The sequence below is a fragment of the Vibrio penaeicida genome, from assembly GCF_030689305.1.
Classification (GTDB): domain Bacteria; phylum Pseudomonadota; class Gammaproteobacteria; order Enterobacterales; family Vibrionaceae; genus Vibrio; species Vibrio penaeicida_B.
The window spans coordinates 342,171-362,922 of the sequence record NZ_JAUYVM010000003.1 but is presented as its reverse complement, the minus strand read 5'-3'; the positions used below and the strand labels follow the sequence as shown (position 1 = coordinate 362,922).

Below are 20,752 nucleotides of genomic sequence, written 5' to 3'. Positions count from 1 at the left end.
CAAATCACAATGAAAACAGCATACGTAAAGCACAAAAAAGCCCGCAGATTTCGCTGCGGGCTCAAATGAAAAATATCCGTTAATTTCTAATTAGATAGGGATTCAGAAAGGAAGCCACTTCTTCCCCAAGTAACCCAACCTCAACATCAATACCCGCATCCTCAAGAATTTTTATTCCTGCGCCACTGTTACGAGTATCTGGATCAAGAATCGCGACATACACTTTTTCTGGTCGAACCCTCACTAATGCTTTAGCACAAGAAGGCGTTCTTCCTTGGAATGAACAGGGTTCTAACGTCACATACGCAACTAACCCATCATAGCTCCCCGTATAAGCGGCGATTGCGCCCGCTTCTGCATGATGGTTGCCCGGAGGTTGAGAAAAACCGGAGCTTACAACCTCACCATCTTTTACAAACACACAACCAACAGGTGGATTCGGTCGACAGCCGGGCAGTGCACTTTTTGACAGCTCAAACGCTTGTCGCATGTAGCTTTCGTGCAATGAATTGTCGGTCATAAATGTCGCCCCATTTTGTAATACTCCACCCCTGATTTGTAAAACGCATCGCCTTCCGCATTCATATCGAATTTGTGGTAGAAGTCCATCGCAGACTCTCGGGCATCGCACCAAAAATACTCGATACCCATTTTGGGGAGCTGCTTGAGAATATGCTCCACCACTGATGAACCGTACCCAAGATGACGATGTTCAAGCACGGTAGCGAACTTTCTTAGCCTTGCTGATTTCGCTTCTACATCAATAAACACCGACGCCACACAGACAACCTTCCCGTCCACTTCAACGCCATAGTGCCTAGCATCTTCATCACCAGGCACATGGCAAAAATCTTCAGGCATATCGGGCCAAAGCACCTCATGCCTAACAGGAATGGTTTGCGTCCAATCTAATTCAACTATTTTCATTGCCATCTCTGTTTCGAAATCCTATAAAACAAAGATATACGATGTTCAAATAGTTTAACAGTCAGAACCCCACTAAGAATTCTGCGGTTTAGGTTCAATCGTTGGCTTTTTAGGTGTACCTTTCCAAGATAACGCGATGCACGCAATCACTATGGTTGCGCCTCCTAATGCCGTCATCCAATCTGGAATTTCTTGCCAAAAAATAACGCCCCAAAGCACATTGAACACCAGCCCAATATATCGAGTGACTGCAACGACAGCGGCATTTTCGTGAGTGAACGCCTTAGTTAAGAAAATTTGCCCAATAAGAGAAACGACACCAATCGCAACCAGATACACCCATGCAATTCCTTGAGGGATCACAAACTCATCTTTCATCAAATAAGCAGAAACAAGCATGGCGGTGAAAAGGAAATAGAAGACGATTTCGTAGGTGTGATGCTTTTTACTCAGATGGCGAATGGTAATCGATGCCCCCGCGGCAAAGACGGCACTGGCTACACCAGCAAGCGCATACACATTAAAAGAGTCAAAATTAAATGGATTCACAACCAGCGCGACACCAACCAACACCGTAGGAAGCAAGATAGCGGCTTTTTTCGGTAACTTTTCACCCAGTACAACGCTTGATAAAAGAATCACAAAGAAGGGAGACAAGTACGCCAGAATAGCGGCGTCCGCTAATGGAATATGTGCAATGGTATACACGAATGCCAACAAGTAAGCCGCTCCAAATAGCCCTCTTAAAACCAGTAAAGGGACACCCGTTGTGGAAAACCGCACTTTTGCCTGCCACATTAATCCGAGGATCAAGACAGTACCAATCGCACTTCGAAAGAATACTATTTCCGCACTTGGAATGGTTAAACTTGCCGCTTTAATCAATGCATTCATAACACTGAAAATAAGCGCTGAAAATATGGCGAGAGCCACACCTTTGTTCATAATGATGTATTTCCTTTAGTAACCCAACACAAGTTTTCCTGTGCTTGAGATTGAAGTTGTTCAACCACTGCAGTGGGCAGTTTATTGTCATGTAGCCACGACTCGAAAATATCTAAGATTCGCTCTACAGCAGGTAAACGCAGCTTAGAGTGTGTTGCTAACGCTTGAATCCAGTACAGAGTTTGTAGGTCTTCCAGCGGTACACGAGGCAGTATCAATTTTCCGTCTTTCACTTCACCTTTTGCATAAGGCACAGCAGAGAAATCAAAGTATCGACCTTGTTGATCCGGTGTTGAAAATGGGTCAATCAATATCGCTGTATAGCGGATGTATATCAGGTATTCCTGCTCAATAGACGAGAGACTACTGAATCCATTAATTTGTTCTCGCGAGATAGTCTCTTCATGAACAGGGTAATTGTCGTCATTAAGAAATTGGAGCAAATTAATGGGTGTACCAGAGTGATGCGATATCAAGGTGGATATATCCCGCCAAAGATCAACTAACGTTTTAATGGCAGATTGAGTAACTGGGCCTTCAGGGAAAAGCTTGTACATGAACTTTTTGTCGCCATTTTGACTGAGAATATGATTCAGCGAAAAAGGCGTGATGAAAAAAGCGGGATGAACATAGGCAGTGATGTTTCGACCTTCTACACTGAATGCATTATCCATTTCAACAACATCAATCCCGACGTTGCCAAGCACATGCACAAAGGTTGACGCGGCGTCACCACCTTTTTGCTTTTCATGGACATACACTCGCTTTTTTGCAGCCTTAGTGATGACTTTTATACCAGCTGTTTGCACGTCATCCGTATTACCGCATACAGAGAATTTCGTCGCTGCATAGTAGTTGGAAAAAACAGTGATGTTTGGTGACAGGTCTTTTGAGTGGAAAAATCCATTCACCAACTGATGCCCACCAAACATTGAAGATATAAGTACTACCTGCTTAACATCGTTAAGGGCGTTCTCAGGCAGCGCGAGCAATGCTTCTTTATAAGCGTGAGAAGGGGTAGCTAAAATCAGCGTATCCCAGCTTCCCGTAATTGCTGTTAGATCTGGAAACACGTGATCGAATGTCACTTGCCCTGAAAGACGTTCTAGTGAAGGCTTTGCCGCTTCACACGTGGCAACACGACTTTGTTCAAGCAGAGCGTAGCGCTCATTCCAACGAACAGACTGTCGACTGGCAAGTGCAATCGTTTCGCAATATGAGGCGATGAGATTAGCCGTTTGAAACGCTGCCGGACCCGCTCCAATAATTAACGTTCGTCCTAATGAAAAAGACATGAGTTACTCCCTTCCCATTAAAACGGTATCGTAAACCGCCGCTTTATTTTGAATCAGTTCGGTTTGCCATCCTTCCATCAAATTTGGGTTAAATGGATAATTGAAAGCGGACTTCAATCCATTTCCAAATCGCACCATCACTTTATGCGTACTATCTAAATACGGTTTTAATTGGCTTAACAATTCCCATTTATGTTCAACCAGTGACGCCACGACAATGTGCGTTGGACGAAATTTCTCAAACTCTGTGACTAAATCTTCGCAGCCAAACGTCGTGCTTAAATTGGACGTTTTCAACTGATTTGCCATGGCAACTGCCTGCTCATCGATATCAACGCCATGCACGATTGCGCCTGTTAGTTGAGAGATAGTAAAAACTGAAAGCGGGTAAGAACCCGAACCAACAAAAAGGACTCTCGAGTCGTTATCAATTCCTGCATTTCTTAGCTCAATTTGGGTATTTTCAGACAACTGACACAAATAATCGCTCACACTTAAGCTGTGATTCTGAGCACACTGAGATTGGTGTTTTTCTAGTATACACAAGGCTTTAATTGCAGTTTCACGCAGTTTTTTCAATTGCCTGTCGTGCTCTGGGTTGTAGCCCAATTCATCGCTGGTGGCTTGTTGTTTTTCCTGTAATATCCACGCACAAAGCTCATCCAGCTTTACCTGAAGTAATGTAAAACAATCGCAGCTTTCTGCGCTGTATTGAGTCAATGCATGTATTTGGGATTCAAATGTAGAGATGGTCACTAAAAGTTGATAGTGCCTGTTAGTCATCGTCATAATGACATCCTTTGAAAACGTCCTAATCCGCTTATAGCGGTCGGACGGGAGTAACGTGGGTGTGACCATGAATGCAGCAACCAACATCTACATGAACTTGATAGATTTGGCTGAGCTTTTCGGGTTCTAAAACGCAGTCTGGAGAACCGCTGTGCCGAACTTCTCCGTCATTCAGCAATATCAAATGATCACAGTAACGAGCAGCAAGAGATAAATCATGGAGCACTGCTATGGTAATTGTGTTGTTTGTCAGCGTGTACTGACGCGCAAGATCCAATACTTGCACTTGGTGTTTTAGATCCAACGCACTGGTTGGCTCATCCAGTAAAAGGACATCAGGTTGCGAAACCAACGCTTGTGCCAGTGAAACTAACTGCTGCTGACCTCCACTAAGCTGAGAAAACGGTCGCGTGGCTATGTCAATCAAACCAAGGTCTCGCAGCATATTTTCCGCTTTTTGCTCCTGCTCTTCTGAAATGCGCCAGTTAAGCTGATGAACCAAGCCAAGTAATACCACTTCAATCACGGTCAATTGACTCGGTGATTTATTAAGCTGACAAAGATAAGAAAAAGACGTTGGGGGTAATGCGTTACCGTTTTTGTCCGTTGCCGATATGTTTCCGCTGTAGGGCAATATCCCCATAACCGCCTTGAGTAACGTGGTTTTTCCAGCGCCGTTTGGCCCCAAAATCGCAGAAAATTCCCCAGCCTTAAACTGGGCGTCTACTCGCTTAAGTACCTGCTTACGACCAACCTTGAGCGCGAGATCCTGAATCAATAACTGTTTCATTAACTAAACCTCTTGCTGACCAGCAAATATAATAGAAAAGGAACGCCCACCAGCGACGTAACAATGCCAATTGGAATAATCGTGCCCGGTACAATGAGTTTCGCGACCAAAGACGAAGCGCAAAGTAATAACGCCCCCATACAGGTTGCTAAAGGCAAATAGAAGCGCTGATCTTCCCCTACCAACATTCGAGCAAGGTGCGGCGCAACCAATCCTATGAACCCAATGGTGCCTACAAACGAAACCGCACCCGCAGTCAGCAGCGAACAAAGCAAGAACATTTGTAGGCGCAATCGACGGGTATTAATGCCTAACGCTTGGGCGCGCTCTTCCCCTGAAGACAGAGCCGTTAACGCCCACACTTTTGGTAAAGCAATCGCCAAACCTGCCAACAATATTGCGCCCGACACAAAGAATGACAGCCAGCTCGCTTTAAGTAAGCTGCCAAACAACCAGAACACGATTTGCTGTAACACTTCAGGTGAGGCTAAATACTGAACCAGTGATTGCAATGCTTGGAAGAAAAACAGCACCACAATACCAGCAAGAATCAGTACTTTGGCATCCATGTTGCGGCTACGACCTATCGTATAAATAGCCATACTGGCTAGGCCTGATGACACAAATGCCGCAAATGGCACACCGAGCCAATGCAATCCAAAAACAGAAAAGCCCGTAAGCAGTGCCAATGCAGCACCAAATCCTGCTGCCGCCGAAATGCCTAGTGTATATGGGCTCGCCAGTGGATTGGCGAGCAACGTTTGCATAAGCCCCCCAGCCAAGCCGAGGGAGGCACCAACAACGATACACGTCAGCGTAACGGGCAGCCGCAGCTGCCACACAATAGTTGTTGATAGACTGTCTCCCGACGGTCCACCAACAAGCGCTTCGATCACCTGATCAACACCCAGCCAAGAAGAGCCTGTACCAATATCAAATAGAACAGAAATACTCATCGCCACCACCGTTGCAAGCAGCACTTTCAAACGACGCTTTTGCAACTGATGGTAAATACCCGAACGTTTATCAGAAACGTTTGAAGACAATGGCGATTTGACTGCTTCGCTCATGACATTAGCCTTCTACTTTGATCATGAAAGTACCGTCCAGTTTCTGGGGCATGTAATTGTCGAAGAAAGATTGGTGAGACTTAATTGGATCAATGTCTTTAAACGCTTCTGGGTAAATAGACTTCGCCAAATACTGCAAGAAAACATGATCGTAAATCGTACGTGTTCCGGAATGGTACATGCCGTAAACATCACCATTTTTCACTGCCGTTAATTGCTTCCATCCTGCTCTTTCTAGATATGGGCTGTAACGTGATTGGGCCTCTTGCGCCGTAGTACCAAAGCCTAGTAATGCGCTGTCGCTGTATTTCGCCCAGTGCGCGCCTGAAACAAAGATAACTTCTGGGTTTTTGCTTAAGACATATTCTGGCGTAAGGTGGGCAGAGCCTTTGAATTTACCGTTAGCGATGTTATCAGCTCCCGCCATGTTCAGGATATTCCCCCACATCGCGTTCGAGTATGATTTGCCGTATTCATTCGGACCGCCTGTGCCAATTTCGACGTAAACACGACGTGGCTCGTTATTTTTCAGATACTTTGCAACGCGGTTTTGTACATCTTTAACGGTATTTTCATACTCAGTAGCGATGGCTTCGGCGCGGTCTTCTGTACCCATTACTTTGCCAATAACTCGCGCACTGGTTACGTGCTTTTCAAGCGTCTGAGCGTTGAAATCAACGACCACAACTTTGATGCCGCTTTTTTCCAGAATCTCAACTTTGTCACCAAGCGATTTATACTGCCACGCAGCCACTAGAGCAACATCCGGCTTAGTCGCTAGCAATTTTTCAAAATCAAAGGTTCCCGTATAAATGGATCCTGAATCTGTAATGGTTTCGATCTCTGGGATGATTTTGCTGTACGTTTCCCACTGAGATAAACGATAGTCTTTCCAAGAGTGGCGAGGGAAAATGGATACTTTTTTGTAAGCATCTGGTCCCGCAATAGCCAAGTAGTCTTCAAAATAAAAACCGAGGAATATACTTTCGGCTGGTTTTTCAAGGTGAACATCACGGCCAATCACATCTTTAAAGTGAATATCTGCAACCGCACTGCTCATGCTGCTAATCGCAACCGACAATACACCTATAGCCTTTAACAAACGTCCTTTCATTATTATTCTCCAAAGCGTTTTTTGATTAATTTTTTACCGATTCAGCTTTTTTAATTAGCTTCTACTGATTAAACTGTAACTTTATAACATCACAATGGCGGGCAAAGTAATCGAATTGAGAGTAATTATCAATAGGAAAAAACACGAAATTTCACCGTCACTTGTACGGTCTATCTAGTTTGATGAAATAGCGTAAAGGATACGGTTATGAGGCTTTTTAGACGTAATGGATTGTTATATACATGCTTGTTATTGTTAAGTTTTCAAGCATATCCCCTTTCATTGAATGGCTTTGAGTTATCCGGAGCAACTATTGATTCTAATGAGATTCTCCACGGGGGACCGCCACGGGATGGAATACCGTCAATCGATCAGCCAAAATTCATCCCTGCGAGCAAAGTCGACTATTTACAAAAAGATGACATTGTCATTGGTGTGGAAGTAAACGGCGTGGCAAGAGCATACCCAACACGTATTTTGATTTGGCACGAGATCGTCAACGATCGCATCAAGAACACACCATTTACCGTCACTTACTGCCCACTTTGTGGAACTGGCATGGTGTTCGATGCACGAGTAGATGGTAAGGCTAAAACGTTTGGTGTGTCTGGATTACTCTATCGAAGTGACGTCCTCATGTACGACCGAGAAACTGAATCATTATGGACGCAACTCGGTCTCACTTCCGTCAGTGGTTTAGAGACAGGAAAACGCTTAACTTGGATGCCTTCAAAACACATGACGTGGAACGCATGGCAAGCAGCCAACCCAAATGGCGAAGTACTATCTTTGGATACGGGATACAAACGAGACTATTTTGGTCAGGCATATGCGCGATATTTTGCGTCGGACGCGCCGATGTTTCCAGTACCAGAAAATAGGAATGAGTTACCTCAGAAAGACTGGGTAGTAGGTGTCATTGTCGATGGAAAAGCCAAGGCATACCCGATATCAAAGCTGGAAGGAAACCCAAATTTTAAAGATACGATTGGCTCTAAAAAGCTTACGGTGAGTTACCAAAAAGAAGCGAGACACCCGCAGGTGAAAGACGAAAATGGCGAACTTATCCCATCGGTGATGGTGTTTTGGTTTGCATGGCAAGCTTTTTACCCAGAGACCGAACTTTACGACGGGTGATACTCCCCCACTTTTTAGAGCTGTATAAGCAGAATCTTAGGGGAAGTATACTTTCGGAATAACGGAGTTAGATGGCACTTTAATTACATACAGAGGCTTAAACTGATATTGATATAAACTGATATGCGCTTAAGCCTCTCATCACAGATCTCGACACTAATTATGCTTGAGGTATACAGATCCTAAGCAAAAACTATGATAGTAATAAACATAAAGCCAAAAGTTACGCTGGCAATCCACTGAAATGCAGGACTTAGTCCGTCCATAACGACGTCTCCTAGTTTGCAACCTACTAACAAGCATTTTCAGACACACAGTTTCGTTGATTGATGCTTATTATGGTTAATGATTCTTATTTACATGATAGTGTTGCTAAAGAATTTCAGTGCTTGACCATTATCAAGATGAGGACGTATTGATGAAGGAATCCATAATCTCTTTGCTTAATGAGGAAGAAAAAGCACAGCTTCTGTCTTGTCGAGTGGAAAAAAGTTACCCCTCTGGGAAAAACCTATTTCACCGAGGTGAACCTGCTACGCACATGTATCGTGTAGAAAAAGGCAAAGTGTCGTTGTTTCGATTGATGCCAAATGGCGATGAAAAGCTGTTCAAAGTTTTTATGTCTGGTGAGTGGATTGCGGAAATGGCCATGTTCATGGAACCAAGAACTTACCCGATGAGTGCTCGCTTGGACCAAGATTCTACCCTATCGCGATTTCATCATTCGGATGTTGCTCGAATCTTTAGTAGCACACCGGAAATATCCATTCGAACCATGCAATTCATGGGAAACCGGATACACCAATTGATGAATACGGTGGATATTCTGACACAAGTCAGCGCACCTCAACGGTTAGTCATGAAATTGGCAGAGGTGTACCGCCAAGAAGCCGAAAAATGCGATGGCAAAGTCCCTCTTCCGGTATCTAAAAAACTGATGGCCACTCAATTGGGTATGACACCAGAAACGCTATCCAGAACATTAACTAGGCTAAAAGAAAGCGGATTAATTAAAGAAACCGGTCACTGGATTGAGATTAACAGCATCCCAGAGCTGTGCGAGCAGGTTGATTTGTCACCCGATATTTTCGCTCGCTAATCCGGACGCATTCACTTATGGCTAGTCGGAAGACATCGTCATCATGAGAAACCCACAAAACGCTGCATTATTTGGGGAAAGATCTTGGCTAACATGTTTGCGCATTTCTAAAATTTGCGCGCGATACTCTTGATAAAAAGCCCATGTCGGTGCCGGTTTGTATTCAAGGTTGTTTAATTCAAAAAACTTGATCACCCCTTTGGCTGTTGTCGGCTTAACGAAAACTTCGTCTAATGGGGCATAATAGTTCGGGAGAATAGTGACAAGAGACCACTTAGCTAATTTCGCTGGTCGCAATAAATCAAGCATGGTGTTGAATCCGTATTCTTGGTCGCCATGCAACATGTCTTTTAAAGAATAGGCTAACCCTTCCCTTTCTTGATGCGTCATACCTTTTACATAATCACGGAACTTAGGCTTTTCAAACATCGATACCATCGAAGATCGGCTGACCAGTTTCGTCATCATCTCTGCCGTACCTTGCGCATCCGTGAACTTCTCCTCGCTGAAGGCATCTTGGGCCTGAGCGATCATTTGATCCATCTTGTGCTTTTTCCCGATCTCAATCATTTCAGGGCTATTAAATCCACCCGGTACTCGAATTAAGAAATCTTCTTCAGCGGCTTTTAACCGGTTAATGTTCATACGCTATCCTAAGCCACATTCTCCAACGTTGGCTTACCAGTAATTTTCAAAACTAAAATGCCCAGGTTTACGGCGCAAGTGCTTATCAAAGCCCAGTTTTTTCAAGGTTTCTTGCGTATCTTTAACCATTGCAGGGTTACCACACAGATAAAAGAAACTCTTATTAGAATCCAAATTCAACCCAGTTATTTCAAGCAACTCACCATTTAAAAGCAATTCCGGAATTCGACCTTTGAGTGCATTTGGATTGTCTTCACGCGACACAACAGGCACATATTGGAATTTGGATTGATACCTTTCTTGGTACGATGTGATTTTTTCTTGATAAATGAGCTCTTGCGACGTTCGTACGGCATGCACCAGCACAACTTTGTCGAACTTTTCGAAAGATTCATGCTCTTCCAACATGGCTAAAAATGGTCCTACTGCGGTTCCTGTCGAAAGAAACCACAGCTCCTTGGCGTAGTCGGGGATTTCATCAATAACCATAAACCCAGAAGGCTGCTTACCTACGTAGACAGAATCGCCGACTTGCAGTTCGTGAAGTTTAGGGGAAAGTTGGCCATCGGAATCTGAAATGATCAGAAATTCCAAAAAATCAGGTCCTTGCGGCTGATTGGGAGAATTGACCATCGAATAAGCTCGACGCACCCAATCATCGGCATCAACCTTTAAACCCAACTTGGTGAATTGGCCTGCTGTATACGGCTCAATTTTCGCGTTCACTTGAATCGTGAAGACGTTTTCCGTCCAATCAATGCGTTGAGTAACCTCACCTTTTGTTAGTCCGTGCGGAACATCTTGCATTCACACCTCCCAGTATGGTGTTTATTTATACATTAGATTTACCTTTACCTCCTGTAAAACGCAAGTTAGTTTTTCTCTCACTTCTGTTAAGAGCTCTATACTTAAAAAAACAAATACTGAAGTTGGCTTTGAAAATCATGATACGTTTGCTCCCTATTTTATTCATACTCATGTCTTTTAACGTTCAGTCTAGAACCATCAATATGGTCACCGTAGACTGGGCTCCGTTTTACAGTTCTGAGCTAGAAAAAAATGGCGTCGTCACAGCCATTGTCCAAGAGGCGCTTCGACGCTCTAATCTGGAAAGTACTATTCGGTTTACTCCATGGAAACGTGCATTAGTTTTAGTTGAGAACGGTGAATACGATGCAGTGATGGGAGGGTATTACACAGATGAACGCGCAGAAAAGTATTTGTACAGTGACCCAATATTCGATGTTGATGTGGGGCTAGTGGCTTTAAAAGAACTCGGTTTTAGCCGCTATGATTCATTGCAAGATCTGACGCCATATCGAATTGGTGTAAGCTTAGGTTGGGCAAATGGAAAAGAGTTTGATGAAGCGGACTACCTAACCAAAGAGGAAGCTTCGAATCAAATACTCAACGTAAGGAAGCTATTTCGCCAACGCGTTGACATGATTGCCATTTCTTTTGCCGTATTTCAATACGAGACCAATTCTTTAAATCACAGCAAGTTAGAGGATGTAGTCTACATTCAGCCTCCTCTTAGTAAATCATCACTCTACTTGTTGGTATCCAAAAACATTCTTGATGGACAAGAAGTCGTGCATGCATTCAACAGAGGCTTGAATCAAATGAGAAAAGACGGAACATACAATCGCTTGTTAAAAGAATTTAACTTGAACGGATACCAATAGCGGTTTGTTATTCACCCGAGTGCTTTTGATAAACAACGTCTGTCGATTGTTTCAGCGCATCCAATGCGCGAAATAGGTCACGGTATTGAGAGCCTGTTAACCCATCTAGAATTTCCGATTCCCATTGCAACACTCGCGGGATCATCTTTTCATATAGCCGACGCCCTTCTTCAGTCAGTTGGATGTGCGTTGCCCTTTGATCGCTCTCTGTTTTCTCTCGCTGAATCAGCCCTCTTTCTTCCAACTTAGAAAGCGTTCGCGACACCTTTACTTTGTCTAGATTCGTAACATCAGATAGGTCACGAGCAATCACATCTTCACGCGCACCAAGGTTAGCAAGTATCCGCCATTCAGGTCGGGTAATGCCGAATTCCTTTTGGTACAACTCAGCCAAACTGTCGGCTACTTGCTCAGCAGTTCTAACCAATTTATAGGGAAGAAAGTCTTCCAGTGAAAACGTAAATTGCTCCATGTCCTTTGTTACCTTTACCTTTTTAATAATCTAGCAGGGGTCTGCTTACTGGCTATCCACCATACAACCAATTGGGGAGCGCTAAAGACAAAGCAGGGATAAGTGCGATAAGCACTAACCTAAGCATGTCTGCTGTCCAAAACGGTACAATACCGCGAAAGATGGTTTTGGTCTTTATGTCTTTCATTACGCCAGATAATACAAACACATTCATTCCCACTGGGGGCGTTATCAAGCTGATTTCTGTGACCACCACCACCAGAATGCCAAACCATACTAAATCAAAGCCTAAACTTTGCACTAATGGGAAGAAAATAGGCACAGTCAGTAAGAGCATCGACATACTTTCAAAGATACACCCTAGTAGAATGTAGATAAGTAAAATCACTGCCAACACCATAAATGGCGTCATATCCATACTGGTGACAAAAGATAACAGCGCATCCGTAAACCCTGCACGATTGATGAAGTTGGAAAATATCAAAGCAGAGATCACCACACTGAATAGAACAGCTGTCGTTTTCGCCGAATCCAGCAACACTTCATGCAGTACTTTTACTGTAAGCTGCTTCTTCAAACCAGCAATGACTAGCGCCCCTGCTGCACCAATCCCAGCCGCTTCCGTTGGCGTAAAAATACCCGCATAAATTCCCCCCATGACCAGTACAAACAGCGCAATAGTGGAAACTACCCCCTTCAAGGCGACCCATCGCTCTTTCCAAGGCATTTTCTCCATTGGAGGTGCTGAGTTAGGGTTGCGGTGTACTGCCCACCTAACGGCCGCCAAATAAAGAACAACACCAAGTAGCCCGGGGACCAAGCCGGCAGCAAAGAGTTCTCGAATACTGGTTTCTGTCAGTAGCCCATACACCACCAACATTACGCTTGGAGGGATTAGGATTCCAAGAGTGCCTCCTGCTGCTATGGATGCCGCTGCTAGACTGTCTTTATAGCCGTATTTACGCATGGGAGGCATCGCCACTTTAGACATCGTCGCTGCGGTTGCAAGGCTCGAACCACAAATGGCAGAAAAACCACCACACGCCAGAATGGTCGCCATCGATAAGCCCCCCTTACGGTGCCCAACAAACGCGTTACTGGCGGCATACAGCTCCTGCGATAAACCAGCACGATTAACCAAGTTACCCATCAAGACAAAGAGGGGGATGACCGACAAACTGTAGTCTTGCCCCGTATCGATGATTCTTCGAGCCGCCATGGATAATGTTGCAGTCCAGTTGTAGTCAACAAGCGCACCAAACCCCACAAACCCGACGATCCCCATCGCATACGCCAGAGGTATTCTAAGCAGCACTAAAGCAAGCAATGCCGCAAAACCAATCAAAGTTACCGTCATGATTGCTTTGCCTCCGTTTCATTGCCGGACATGGGTCCCTTTTTGGCAAGATACAAAACCGCTAATAACAGAGTCATTACCATTGAGAGCCAACCCGTCACCGAAATAAAGTACATCACGTAGCCCAGTGGAATCGCCAGAATATCGGTTTCTTCTTCGTACGAAAGTGAACGTGTTCCGAGCCCCCACACTTTCCACGCGACCAATCCAAGTGCGAAAGCACAGCCTAGGCTAATCACAAATTGGCGTAAGCTCACCATGGCTTTAGGGAACCAGTCATCAAGTAGATCGACGCAGATATGCTCTTCATTCCATGTTATTAAAGGAAATGCCGCGAACACTACCATTGCTAGCATGATCTCCACTAATTCAACACCACCGGGTAACGGTGCATTAAAAAAGTAACGACCCACCACATCAATAACGGTTATTACCAGCATCAGTAACAACGCCACTGATGCCAGTACCTCCAAACACCGGCGAATCCCACCCGCGAAGTTGAAGACCAGATTCATTACTCTGCTCCTAGCGCTTTCACTTGATCGCGATAGTAAGCCAGCGCACCTTCAGGATCGGAGATACGACGTTTTTTGGCTTTCTTCAACCATGCTTTTTCCAGACCTTGAGCATACGCCTTCGCTTGCTCTATCATGACTGGAGACGCTTCTTGTATATTGCCATTTTTCGCCAAGGTATCTTCTACACCGGCTTTATCGGCTTGATCCATCATTTGACCGAACAAACGGGAAAGCTTTTCTCCAGATACCGACAAAACGGCTTGGCGATCTTCATCCGACAAACCATCCAACGTATCGGGGTTCATCAAAATACTGAAACTGCCGCGATATAAGCCACCAGGGAATGTCACAACATTTGGCGCGACTTCATTGAGGCGAAAACTCTTTAACGTCTCCAATGTGAAAAAGGCACCATCCACAACACCTTGCGACAGAGCTTCATATACTTTGGTGGGTGGCAGAGCCACAGGTGCAACCCCCATGTTTTTACCAATCGTCGACATCACATCACCTGCAATGCGCATTTTCTTGCCTTTTAAGTCCTCGAAAGAGTCGACTTTTTTGCGTGTAATGATAGAACCGGGACCGTGGACACCCACACCAAGGACGACTAATCCTTTGTGTTCTTTTCCTTTTTTTAGGTACTTATCGAATACGCGCCAATAGGCAATTGATGCATTTTCAGAGGATAGCGTGTTATCAAACGTAGGGATTTCAGGGAGCTTAGTCAGTTCAAATCGACCCGGTTTGAAACCGTGGAAAAACCAAGTTACATCACCGATGCCGTCAGCGATCATATCGGCTTGTGCCGGCGGCGGGCCCATATTGTATTCCACTTTGATTTTTACGCGCCCGTCCGTTGCTTCATTCACCCACTGACCCCAAGTCGGCCAAACAACCTTGTTGATACCATGATTTGGTGATGCCCACGAACTCACAAGCAGTGTTTTTTCAGCAGCAATTGAGGGAAAAGACGCACTTGCACACACCATTGCTAGCGTGCCAGCAACCCAGTTTAACTTCCTCATGTCGAACTCCATTTGGTTTCTTTTGTAATTGTATTTTTAGTGCCAGTCATTCCTTTATTTAATGATAAAACCATTCGGTTAAATCATAACCAGCCATAAAAATAAATCACACAGAAGTATCAAATGCAACAAAAAAGTAACCATATTGATAATTAATTGTTGCATTTACTGCATCCATTTGGCTAACATATCTTCAAACTAGTTTTATTTGTAACTATTAATTAGAAACAGAATATACTATAGAGACAAGCCAAGGAGATGGTTATGCGTAAATGGTTTTCTTTTCCACTGAAAGAGGGAGAAACCTCGGTTCAGGCACACTGCGACTTACCCAGTAATGCATTTGAACGAGAAGTAGGGAAAGAGGGGTTTTTCGGTCCTGCGACTCATATGTATCACGAGCATGCACCTACAGGCTGGAGTGAGTGGGAAGGCGATTTACGCCCACACGCCTTCGACACCAATAAAGTTGAAGCTGACGAATCGTGCCCGCTGTCCGCTCCGTGCCTACTGAAAAATGGCAATGTACAAGTCAGAATTTGGCGAACCAGTGCCAATATGCAACATTTGGTTCGAAACGGTGACGGTGATGAATGTCTATTTATCCATCAGGGATCAGGCTCGCTGTATTGTGACTATGGACACATGACCTTTAGTGAAGGCGACTATTTGGTTATCCCCCGCTCTACTTCTTGGCGCATAGAAACCAACGAACAAGTGGTTATGTTGATGATAGAGGCGACCAACAGCTCGTACATGAGTGCCGAACGCGGAATACTCGGTGAACACGCCATCTTTGATCCTGCGGTTCTGGTTCATCCCAAAATTGATGACGCTTTTAACCAACAAAAAAGCACAAGTGAACAATGGAAAGTTCGCATCAAAAGCCGAAATCGCCTTAATAACGTGACTTACCCTTTCAACCCGTTAGATGCCGTCGGTTGGAAAGGAAACCTCACAGTTTTCCGCTTAAACTGGCGAGATATTCGTCCACTCATGAGCCACCGCTATCACTTGCCACCATCCGCTCATATCACTTTTGTGGCCGATGGATTTGTCATCTGCACCTTCGTTCCACGTCCGATTGAATCGGATCCCGGAGCCCTTAAAGTTCCGTTCTATCACAATAACGATGACTACGATGAAGTGTTGTTTTACCACAAAGGCAACTTTTTCAGCCGAGACAACATTGATGCAGGCATGATCACGCTTCACCCTTGTGGATTTCCACACGGACCGCACCCTAAAGCTCTCGCTGCTAGCCAAGCAAATCCTAAAAAAGAAACCGATGAAGTTGCTGTCATGATTGACACCCGTGCGCCTTTAGACATAACGGAAGCGGCAGCGTCTGTCGAAAACCCGGATTATGTGTACTCATGGCGCACACCTGCAAAGTAGGGTTCATCAACAAAATAACTCATATTGGACTGTAAGATTTCAAAAATACTCATAATAAATTAGAGGAGAACACTGGATGAAACTCGCATCACTCAAGCATGGAAGAGACGGCGATCTTATCGTCGTTTCGCGCGATCTATCTCAAGCAACGTTAGCGACCGACATTGCCCCAACTCTCCAGCACGCGTTGGATAATTGGGCAGATACATCTGAGCAACTCGAAGTACGCTACCAAGCGTTAAACGCTGGAGACGTGAATACCACCTTCCCATTCAATCCTGAAGATTGCGCTTCGCCTCTTCCTCGCGCTTTCCAGTGGGCGGACGGCAGCGCCTACGTGAATCACGTTGAACTGGTTCGAAAAGCACGGGGAGCAACCATGCCCGAGAGTTTCTGGACCGACCCGTTGATGTACCAAGGCATGTCCGATGGATTCCTAGGACCGAGAGATGATATCGCACTGGCAGACGAAAAATGGGGCTGCGACTTTGAGGGCGAAATTGCCGTTATTACTGGCGATGTTCCAATGAGTACCCAACCTGAAAACGCAGAACAACACATCAAACTGCTGATGCTGGTCAACGACGTTTCGTTGCGTAATCTCATTCCAGGCGAATTAGCTAAAGGGTTTGGGTTCTTCCAATCAAAGCCTGCTTCTGCTTTTTCTCCCGTAGCAATCACGCCAGATGAACTGGATACAGCTTGGAATGACGGTAAGGTACACCTTCCACTTCATGTTCATCTCAATGGGGAAAAATTTGGATCGCCAGAGGCAGGCGTCGACATGACGTTTAACTTCCACCAGTTGGTCGCGCACGTAGCAAAAAGTCGCCACCTCGCAGCAGGGACCATCATTGGTTCGGGCACAGTTTCCAACATCGATCGCAGTAAAGGTTCATGCTGCTTGGCCGAAAAGCGCATGCTTGAAATCATCGATTCTGGTGAACCTTTAACGCCGTTTATGACCTACGGCGATAGAGTAGAAATTGAAATGTTTGATAAAGAGGGTAACTCTTTGTTTGGTAAGATCGACCAGACGGTTGCTCAATATCAAATAGATTAAGTATGAATTAAGTGGCTTATACCCAACCACAGTAAGTAAGTGTTCATAAATAGCGAAGGAAAAACGCTTGAGAACAAGGCAAAAAATTTCGATAAGTAGTTATTCTACAATTAAATTTTTTAACGCAGTTATCGAGTGTTTTAACAAGCTAGAATGAGTAATTACTTACTATACCCAAGTAACCTCAAGATACTTGGTTCAGCGAGAGTTAACTGGCTTTCAGACAAGGCAGCGATATGAAGATCTAGTCATTCTAAATCAAGAATCGGTAACGCAGTATGAAAGCCAGTTAAACTCGCCCTTGGGAGCCCATATCCTGTCCCATTTCATCGTCAAAGAACTTGGAAAGGACTCATCATTCCACTGCGTTCTTTTCCTTGAGTTGGAACAGACTATGAGGCTCTGAATCCTGTATCTTGAGATCACTTGGGTATAATACTGGTATTATAGGAAATGCTAATGAAATTATACGATTACGTCCGTTCTACTGCGGCTTATCGAGTAAGAATTGCCTTAAACTTGAAAGGGGTAGACTACGAGTCTATTCCTGTCTCATTGCTGGATGGTGACCAAAACAGTGTGGAATACCTTGAAGTGAATTCCGCTGGCTTGGTGCCTTCTTTAGAAACGCAAGGAGACATTATTACTCAGTCGCTCGCGATCATCGAATACCTCGATGAGCTCTACCCAGAGCTGCCCTTGTTACCTGAGCACCCAATCAAACGAGCGCAGTGCCGTGCCCTAGCCTACGACGTCGCGTGCGACATGCATCCACTTAACAATCTTCGAGTGTTAAAGCATTTAACCGGCGAGTTGGCGCAAAGTGAAGAAGAAAAGCTGGCTTGGTATCACCACTGGTTGCAGCAAGGTTTTGAAGGATTAGAGAAGAAGCTGTCTAAATCAGACACCGCATTTTGTTGCGGCGATAGCCCCACTCTTGCCGATATCTTTTTGGTTCCCCAGGTATTCAACGCCCGCCGCTTCGAATTCGACCTCGCGCCATACCCAAGGCTGGTCGAGATTGAAAGTAACTGCCTAGCGTTATCTGCTTTTTCGGACGCGAGCCCTAAATAATCCATCGCCCTGCACCGCAGGGCGGTTTTCCATTCAAACTCACACTTTCAATCCAATCTCAGCCAAGATATTTTGGTTTCGTTTAAAGTCCATTGAGTAAGAAAAGTAATCAAGGATGGGTATGCTCGATAAAATGGCGTTTTTTGTTTCGGTGATTAGAACCGGATCTATTTCCGCAGCAGCTAGGGAGTTTGAACTTTCTGTGTCTGCCGGAAGCCGATGGTTACAAGAGTTGGAGCAACATTTTGGGATGACGCTTTGCCATCGGTCTAACCGACTTCTTACCCCAACACCTGCGGGGCAAACCCTGTTTGATGAGTTTGCTCCTATAGTGGATAGCAGCAACCAAATACGCCGAAAGTTAGAAGGCTTTCAAAGCGAGAATAACGGACACATTAACATTGCCTGCACACCAGCGTATGCCAACAATTTTTTGATGGACAAGATTTCTGATTACATGAAATCTCACCCTAAAGTCACATTCAATCTTACGGTGACACCATGGGCGCTCGACCATTCCGACAGAGCCGATTTGATCATCAGCGCCAACGCGCATTACCAAGGTTATCGAGACCGAGACGTGCACCTCGTTCGCCGAGAGCTGATTTCGGAACCCTTTGTGGCCGTTGCGTCACCAGAATATCTAGCGCAAAACGGTAAACCAGAAACTCCTACCGACATCACCTTGCACCAATGCCTATTCGCGACCACCTTAACCGGCAGTAACGATTGGATATTCAAAAAGGACGACGAAACTCTAATTGTGAAGGTGCCAAAATCACTGGAAGTGAACGACAGTGACCTGCTTCTCCAGGGGGCATTAAAAGGGGCGGGAATTGCCTACCTGCCCGAATTCATTGTGAAAAACGCTCTTGAAAACCAACAGCTCATCCAACTGTTAAGCGAATACGATACAAGCTTGTGGAGCCTCAACCTGTTTTACCAGCCACAAAATAAAGCCTCTCCTGCGGCGAAGCAGTTTAAGACATTCTTGCTTGAGTAACGCCCATAAAGCGGGCAACAATCAACGTTCAGAGATCTTAAGAATTTCATACTTTTCACACTGATTGAATTCACTGAAATCCATGAGTTCTTGTTCTAATGCCTCTAAAAATTCCGATTTCTTTTTCAGTGAAGCCTCTATAAATAAATGGATCACATTCAACGTAGAGGTGCCTTTATCCACCTTGCAATCCGCCCTCGCGACTAATTCCCCATTCCATAAAATGGGCAAACAAAAGTAGCCAAATTGACGTTTTGCTTCAGGCACATAACATTCGATTAAGTAATCAAAATTGAAGAATGCAGTGGCTCGCTTTCTTTGAATAAGAAGGTTATCAAACGGTGAAAGAATTTTTGCTCGTTTACGATTCAGGCGTGTATCCAATAAGGGTAAGGATTCCGAAAGAACCCAGTAACTCTTCCCCTGAACTTCTACTTCAACAATTGTGCCTTCATCGCATAAATCACGGAGCGCTTGGGTGACATTGGCTTTCACATCCTTGAGCAAATAGATCATTTCAGAAAGCGTTCCAAGCCCATGTGCTTTCAAATAGCAAAGAACTAAAAAATGCGCATGCTCTTGCGATGTCGGCACAGAGGTATCGATTTCCGGCGTCAGTACACGCTCGGTTAAGTCGTACACTTTCTGAAAACCTCGACGCTCCGGAATCATTAAGTCTCCCTGCATAAACAGGTATTCCAATGCACGTTTGGCTGGCTTCGCTCCCCAGCCATTAATTTTGGTGCCTTTTGAATCAAAATCTTTAGCGAGCAGTGGTCCTTCTTCCTCTATACGTTTAATAACGTGATTCATTAGCTTGGTATCTTTCTTATACCAGTGCCCTTGCTGACCAGATTTAATGGCCAATTTACGAGGCAAGGTGTACCGAAAATTCTTCATTGGCAGAAAAGAGGCGGCATGTGACCAGTACTCCAGCACTTTATTTTCAGCAACAAGCTTTTCAAGATGATCAGGTTGGTAATTGGGATTGCGGCTCCACAACACATGGTGATGCGCTCGCTGAACCACTGAAATGGTATCTATCTGAATGTAACCAAGCTGCTCAATCACCTTTAACGTATGTGAAGTGGAGTGAGACTTTGGAGATTTGGGCGGTAACCCTTGAGAAAGTAGCGCTAGTTTTTGGGCTTGAGATTGGGTTAATGAAATCATATAACGCATTTCCCCAGCTTAGTTTTCCTTGGTTCTGTAGTTGTTTGAATCCCTTTCAACGCGACACTCCTCAAGTATAAGAATGGCTATTCTGCCTCGAATCCCCATACATTTGTATCCCACTTTGCAAATATGCAAAGTGGCTTTGAATTTCTGCTTATAACACCTCC

22 protein-coding genes are annotated in these 20,752 nt (G+C 44.7%); 7 read left to right on the top strand and 15 right to left on the bottom strand.

Going from position 1 to position 20,752, the window contains the following annotated elements:
* Nucleotides 1-79 precede the first annotated feature (79 nt).
* The 8 genes from Q8W40_RS07615 to Q8W40_RS07580 all read right to left on the bottom strand — a co-directional run bounded on the left by Q8W40_RS07615 (nucleotide 80) and on the right by Q8W40_RS07580 (nucleotide 6,930).
* Nucleotides 80-520: a bifunctional diaminohydroxyphosphoribosylaminopyrimidine deaminase/5-amino-6-(5-phosphoribosylamino)uracil reductase RibD gene (locus tag Q8W40_RS07615; RefSeq protein WP_101110071.1), complete on the bottom strand. Its 441-nt coding sequence runs from the start codon at nucleotides 518-520 to the stop codon at nucleotides 80-82.
* Nucleotides 517-927, bottom strand: coding sequence for a GNAT family N-acetyltransferase (locus Q8W40_RS07610; protein ID WP_305396595.1), 411 nt, complete (start codon nucleotides 925-927; stop codon nucleotides 517-519). The genes Q8W40_RS07615 and Q8W40_RS07610 overlap by 4 nt, the downstream gene beginning before the upstream one ends.
* 72 nt (nucleotides 928-999) lie before the next feature.
* Nucleotides 1,000-1,872, bottom strand: coding sequence for a DMT family transporter (locus Q8W40_RS07605; RefSeq protein ID WP_305396594.1), 873 nt, complete (start codon nucleotides 1,870-1,872; stop codon nucleotides 1,000-1,002).
* The gene (locus tag Q8W40_RS07600; RefSeq protein WP_305396593.1) at nucleotides 1,869-3,167 is read right to left on the bottom strand and encodes an opine metallophore biosynthesis dehydrogenase; all 1,299 of its coding nucleotides are present in this window, start codon (nucleotides 3,165-3,167) and stop codon (nucleotides 1,869-1,871) included. The genes Q8W40_RS07605 and Q8W40_RS07600 overlap by 4 nt, the downstream gene beginning before the upstream one ends.
* Nucleotides 3,168-3,170: 3 nt before the next feature.
* Nucleotides 3,171-3,956, bottom strand: a complete 786-nt coding sequence (locus tag Q8W40_RS07595) for a nicotianamine synthase family protein (RefSeq protein ID WP_305396592.1) — start codon at nucleotides 3,954-3,956, stop codon at nucleotides 3,171-3,173.
* A 31-nt stretch (nucleotides 3,957-3,987) separates the two neighbouring features.
* The gene (locus Q8W40_RS07590; RefSeq protein WP_305396591.1) at nucleotides 3,988-4,746 is read right to left on the bottom strand and encodes an ABC transporter ATP-binding protein; all 759 of its coding nucleotides are present in this window, start codon (nucleotides 4,744-4,746) and stop codon (nucleotides 3,988-3,990) included.
* The gene (locus Q8W40_RS07585) at nucleotides 4,746-5,816 is read right to left on the bottom strand and encodes a FecCD family ABC transporter permease (protein ID WP_305396590.1); all 1,071 of its coding nucleotides are present in this window, start codon (nucleotides 5,814-5,816) and stop codon (nucleotides 4,746-4,748) included. Before Q8W40_RS07585 ends, Q8W40_RS07590 begins: the two co-directional genes overlap by 1 nt.
* Nucleotides 5,817-5,820: 4 nt before the next feature.
* Entirely contained in the window at nucleotides 5,821-6,930 is a 1,110-nt protein-coding gene (locus Q8W40_RS07580; RefSeq protein ID WP_305396589.1) for an ABC transporter substrate-binding protein, read from the bottom strand.
* Between the two features lie 207 nt (nucleotides 6,931-7,137).
* Between Q8W40_RS07580 and Q8W40_RS07575 the strand changes: the two genes are divergently transcribed.
* Nucleotides 7,138-8,067 (top strand): DUF3179 domain-containing protein, encoded by a 930-nt coding sequence (locus Q8W40_RS07575; RefSeq protein ID WP_305396588.1) that lies wholly within the window; start codon nucleotides 7,138-7,140, stop codon nucleotides 8,065-8,067.
* Nucleotides 8,068-8,485: 418 nt separating this feature from the next.
* Complete coding sequence (locus Q8W40_RS07570) at nucleotides 8,486-9,166, top strand: Crp/Fnr family transcriptional regulator (RefSeq protein ID WP_305396587.1); 681 nt, start codon at nucleotides 8,486-8,488, stop codon at nucleotides 9,164-9,166.
* Between the two features lie 21 nt (nucleotides 9,167-9,187).
* On the opposite strand, the gene Q8W40_RS07565 is transcribed toward Q8W40_RS07570, so the two are convergent.
* Complete coding sequence (locus Q8W40_RS07565) at nucleotides 9,188-9,811, bottom strand: hypothetical protein (protein WP_305396586.1); 624 nt, start codon at nucleotides 9,809-9,811, stop codon at nucleotides 9,188-9,190.
* A gap of 33 nt (nucleotides 9,812-9,844) precedes the next feature.
* Nucleotides 9,845-10,618, bottom strand: coding sequence for a ferredoxin--NADP reductase (locus Q8W40_RS07560; RefSeq protein ID WP_305396585.1), 774 nt, complete (start codon nucleotides 10,616-10,618; stop codon nucleotides 9,845-9,847).
* Nucleotides 10,619-10,755: 137 nt separating this feature from the next.
* On the opposite strand from Q8W40_RS07560, the gene Q8W40_RS07555 reads away from it, so the two are divergent.
* Entirely contained in the window at nucleotides 10,756-11,496 is a 741-nt protein-coding gene (locus Q8W40_RS07555) for a substrate-binding periplasmic protein (protein ID WP_305396685.1), read from the top strand.
* A gap of 7 nt (nucleotides 11,497-11,503) precedes the next feature.
* On the opposite strand, the gene Q8W40_RS07550 is transcribed toward Q8W40_RS07555, so the two are convergent.
* From Q8W40_RS07550 to Q8W40_RS07535, 4 genes are read right to left on the bottom strand one after another with little or no spacing between them, the layout of a single operon-like run.
* Nucleotides 11,504-11,968, bottom strand: a complete 465-nt coding sequence (locus Q8W40_RS07550) for a MarR family winged helix-turn-helix transcriptional regulator (protein ID WP_305396584.1) — start codon at nucleotides 11,966-11,968, stop codon at nucleotides 11,504-11,506.
* A 52-nt stretch (nucleotides 11,969-12,020) separates the two neighbouring features.
* Nucleotides 12,021-13,325: a TRAP transporter large permease gene (locus Q8W40_RS07545; protein ID WP_305396583.1), complete on the bottom strand. Its 1,305-nt coding sequence runs from the start codon at nucleotides 13,323-13,325 to the stop codon at nucleotides 12,021-12,023.
* Entirely contained in the window at nucleotides 13,322-13,840 is a 519-nt protein-coding gene (locus Q8W40_RS07540; protein ID WP_305396582.1) for a TRAP transporter small permease, read from the bottom strand. The genes Q8W40_RS07545 and Q8W40_RS07540 overlap by 4 nt, the downstream gene beginning before the upstream one ends.
* Nucleotides 13,840-14,871 (bottom strand): TRAP transporter substrate-binding protein, encoded by a 1,032-nt coding sequence (locus Q8W40_RS07535; RefSeq protein ID WP_305396581.1) that lies wholly within the window; start codon nucleotides 14,869-14,871, stop codon nucleotides 13,840-13,842. The genes Q8W40_RS07540 and Q8W40_RS07535 overlap by 1 nt, the downstream gene beginning before the upstream one ends.
* 264 nt (nucleotides 14,872-15,135) lie before the next feature.
* Between Q8W40_RS07535 and Q8W40_RS07530 the strand changes: the two genes are divergently transcribed.
* The 4 genes from Q8W40_RS07530 to Q8W40_RS07515 all read left to right on the top strand — a co-directional run bounded on the left by Q8W40_RS07530 (nucleotide 15,136) and on the right by Q8W40_RS07515 (nucleotide 19,409).
* Entirely contained in the window at nucleotides 15,136-16,269 is a 1,134-nt protein-coding gene (locus Q8W40_RS07530; protein WP_305396580.1) for a homogentisate 1,2-dioxygenase, read from the top strand.
* A 76-nt stretch (nucleotides 16,270-16,345) separates the two neighbouring features.
* Entirely contained in the window at nucleotides 16,346-17,332 is a 987-nt protein-coding gene (locus tag Q8W40_RS07525) for a fumarylacetoacetate hydrolase family protein (protein ID WP_305396579.1), read from the top strand.
* 459 nt (nucleotides 17,333-17,791) lie between these two features.
* On the top strand, nucleotides 17,792-18,406 hold the full coding sequence (gene maiA, locus Q8W40_RS07520) for a maleylacetoacetate isomerase (RefSeq protein WP_101110087.1): 615 nt from the start codon (nucleotides 17,792-17,794) through the stop codon (nucleotides 18,404-18,406).
* Between the two features lie 121 nt (nucleotides 18,407-18,527).
* The gene (locus Q8W40_RS07515) at nucleotides 18,528-19,409 is read left to right on the top strand and encodes a LysR family transcriptional regulator (RefSeq protein ID WP_305396578.1); all 882 of its coding nucleotides are present in this window, start codon (nucleotides 18,528-18,530) and stop codon (nucleotides 19,407-19,409) included.
* Between the two features lie 21 nt (nucleotides 19,410-19,430).
* Here Q8W40_RS07515 and Q8W40_RS07510 read toward each other — a convergent pair whose 3' ends face one another.
* Complete coding sequence (locus tag Q8W40_RS07510) at nucleotides 19,431-20,582, bottom strand: winged helix-turn-helix domain-containing protein (protein ID WP_305396577.1); 1,152 nt, start codon at nucleotides 20,580-20,582, stop codon at nucleotides 19,431-19,433.
* Nucleotides 20,583-20,752 lie beyond the last annotated feature (170 nt).

Excerpts from the sequence above, each read along its gene's own strand:
- Q8W40_RS07615 (WP_101110071.1), bottom strand. The coding sequence starts at position 520 with ATGACCGACAATTCATTGCACGAAAGCTACATGCGACAAGCGTTTGAG.
- Q8W40_RS07610 (WP_305396595.1), bottom strand. The coding sequence starts at position 927 with ATGAAAATAGTTGAATTAGATTGGACGCAAACCATTCCTGTTAGGCAT.
- Q8W40_RS07605 (WP_305396594.1), bottom strand. The coding sequence starts at position 1,872 with ATGAACAAAGGTGTGGCTCTCGCCATATTTTCAGCGCTTATTTTCAGT.
- Q8W40_RS07600 (WP_305396593.1), bottom strand. The coding sequence starts at position 3,167 with ATGTCTTTTTCATTAGGACGAACGTTAATTATTGGAGCGGGTCCGGCA.
- Q8W40_RS07595 (WP_305396592.1), bottom strand. The coding sequence starts at position 3,956 with ATGACGATGACTAACAGGCACTATCAACTTTTAGTGACCATCTCTACA.
- Q8W40_RS07590 (WP_305396591.1), bottom strand. The coding sequence starts at position 4,746 with ATGAAACAGTTATTGATTCAGGATCTCGCGCTCAAGGTTGGTCGTAAG.
- Q8W40_RS07585 (WP_305396590.1), bottom strand. The coding sequence starts at position 5,816 with ATGAGCGAAGCAGTCAAATCGCCATTGTCTTCAAACGTTTCTGATAAA.
- Q8W40_RS07580 (WP_305396589.1), bottom strand. The coding sequence starts at position 6,930 with ATGAAAGGACGTTTGTTAAAGGCTATAGGTGTATTGTCGGTTGCGATT.
- Q8W40_RS07575 (WP_305396588.1), top strand. The coding sequence starts at position 7,138 with ATGAGGCTTTTTAGACGTAATGGATTGTTATATACATGCTTGTTATTG.
- Q8W40_RS07570 (WP_305396587.1), top strand. The coding sequence starts at position 8,486 with ATGAAGGAATCCATAATCTCTTTGCTTAATGAGGAAGAAAAAGCACAG.
- Q8W40_RS07565 (WP_305396586.1), bottom strand. The coding sequence starts at position 9,811 with ATGAACATTAACCGGTTAAAAGCCGCTGAAGAAGATTTCTTAATTCGA.
- Q8W40_RS07560 (WP_305396585.1), bottom strand. The coding sequence starts at position 10,618 with ATGCAAGATGTTCCGCACGGACTAACAAAAGGTGAGGTTACTCAACGC.
- Q8W40_RS07555 (WP_305396685.1), top strand. The coding sequence starts at position 10,756 with ATGATACGTTTGCTCCCTATTTTATTCATACTCATGTCTTTTAACGTT.
- Q8W40_RS07550 (WP_305396584.1), bottom strand. The coding sequence starts at position 11,968 with ATGGAGCAATTTACGTTTTCACTGGAAGACTTTCTTCCCTATAAATTG.
- Q8W40_RS07545 (WP_305396583.1), bottom strand. The coding sequence starts at position 13,325 with ATGACGGTAACTTTGATTGGTTTTGCGGCATTGCTTGCTTTAGTGCTG.
- Q8W40_RS07540 (WP_305396582.1), bottom strand. The coding sequence starts at position 13,840 with ATGAATCTGGTCTTCAACTTCGCGGGTGGGATTCGCCGGTGTTTGGAG.
- Q8W40_RS07535 (WP_305396581.1), bottom strand. The coding sequence starts at position 14,871 with ATGAGGAAGTTAAACTGGGTTGCTGGCACGCTAGCAATGGTGTGTGCA.
- Q8W40_RS07530 (WP_305396580.1), top strand. The coding sequence starts at position 15,136 with ATGCGTAAATGGTTTTCTTTTCCACTGAAAGAGGGAGAAACCTCGGTT.
- Q8W40_RS07525 (WP_305396579.1), top strand. The coding sequence starts at position 16,346 with ATGAAACTCGCATCACTCAAGCATGGAAGAGACGGCGATCTTATCGTC.
- maiA (WP_101110087.1), top strand. The coding sequence starts at position 17,792 with ATGAAATTATACGATTACGTCCGTTCTACTGCGGCTTATCGAGTAAGA.
- Q8W40_RS07515 (WP_305396578.1), top strand. The coding sequence starts at position 18,528 with ATGCTCGATAAAATGGCGTTTTTTGTTTCGGTGATTAGAACCGGATCT.
- Q8W40_RS07510 (WP_305396577.1), bottom strand. The coding sequence starts at position 20,582 with ATGATTTCATTAACCCAATCTCAAGCCCAAAAACTAGCGCTACTTTCT.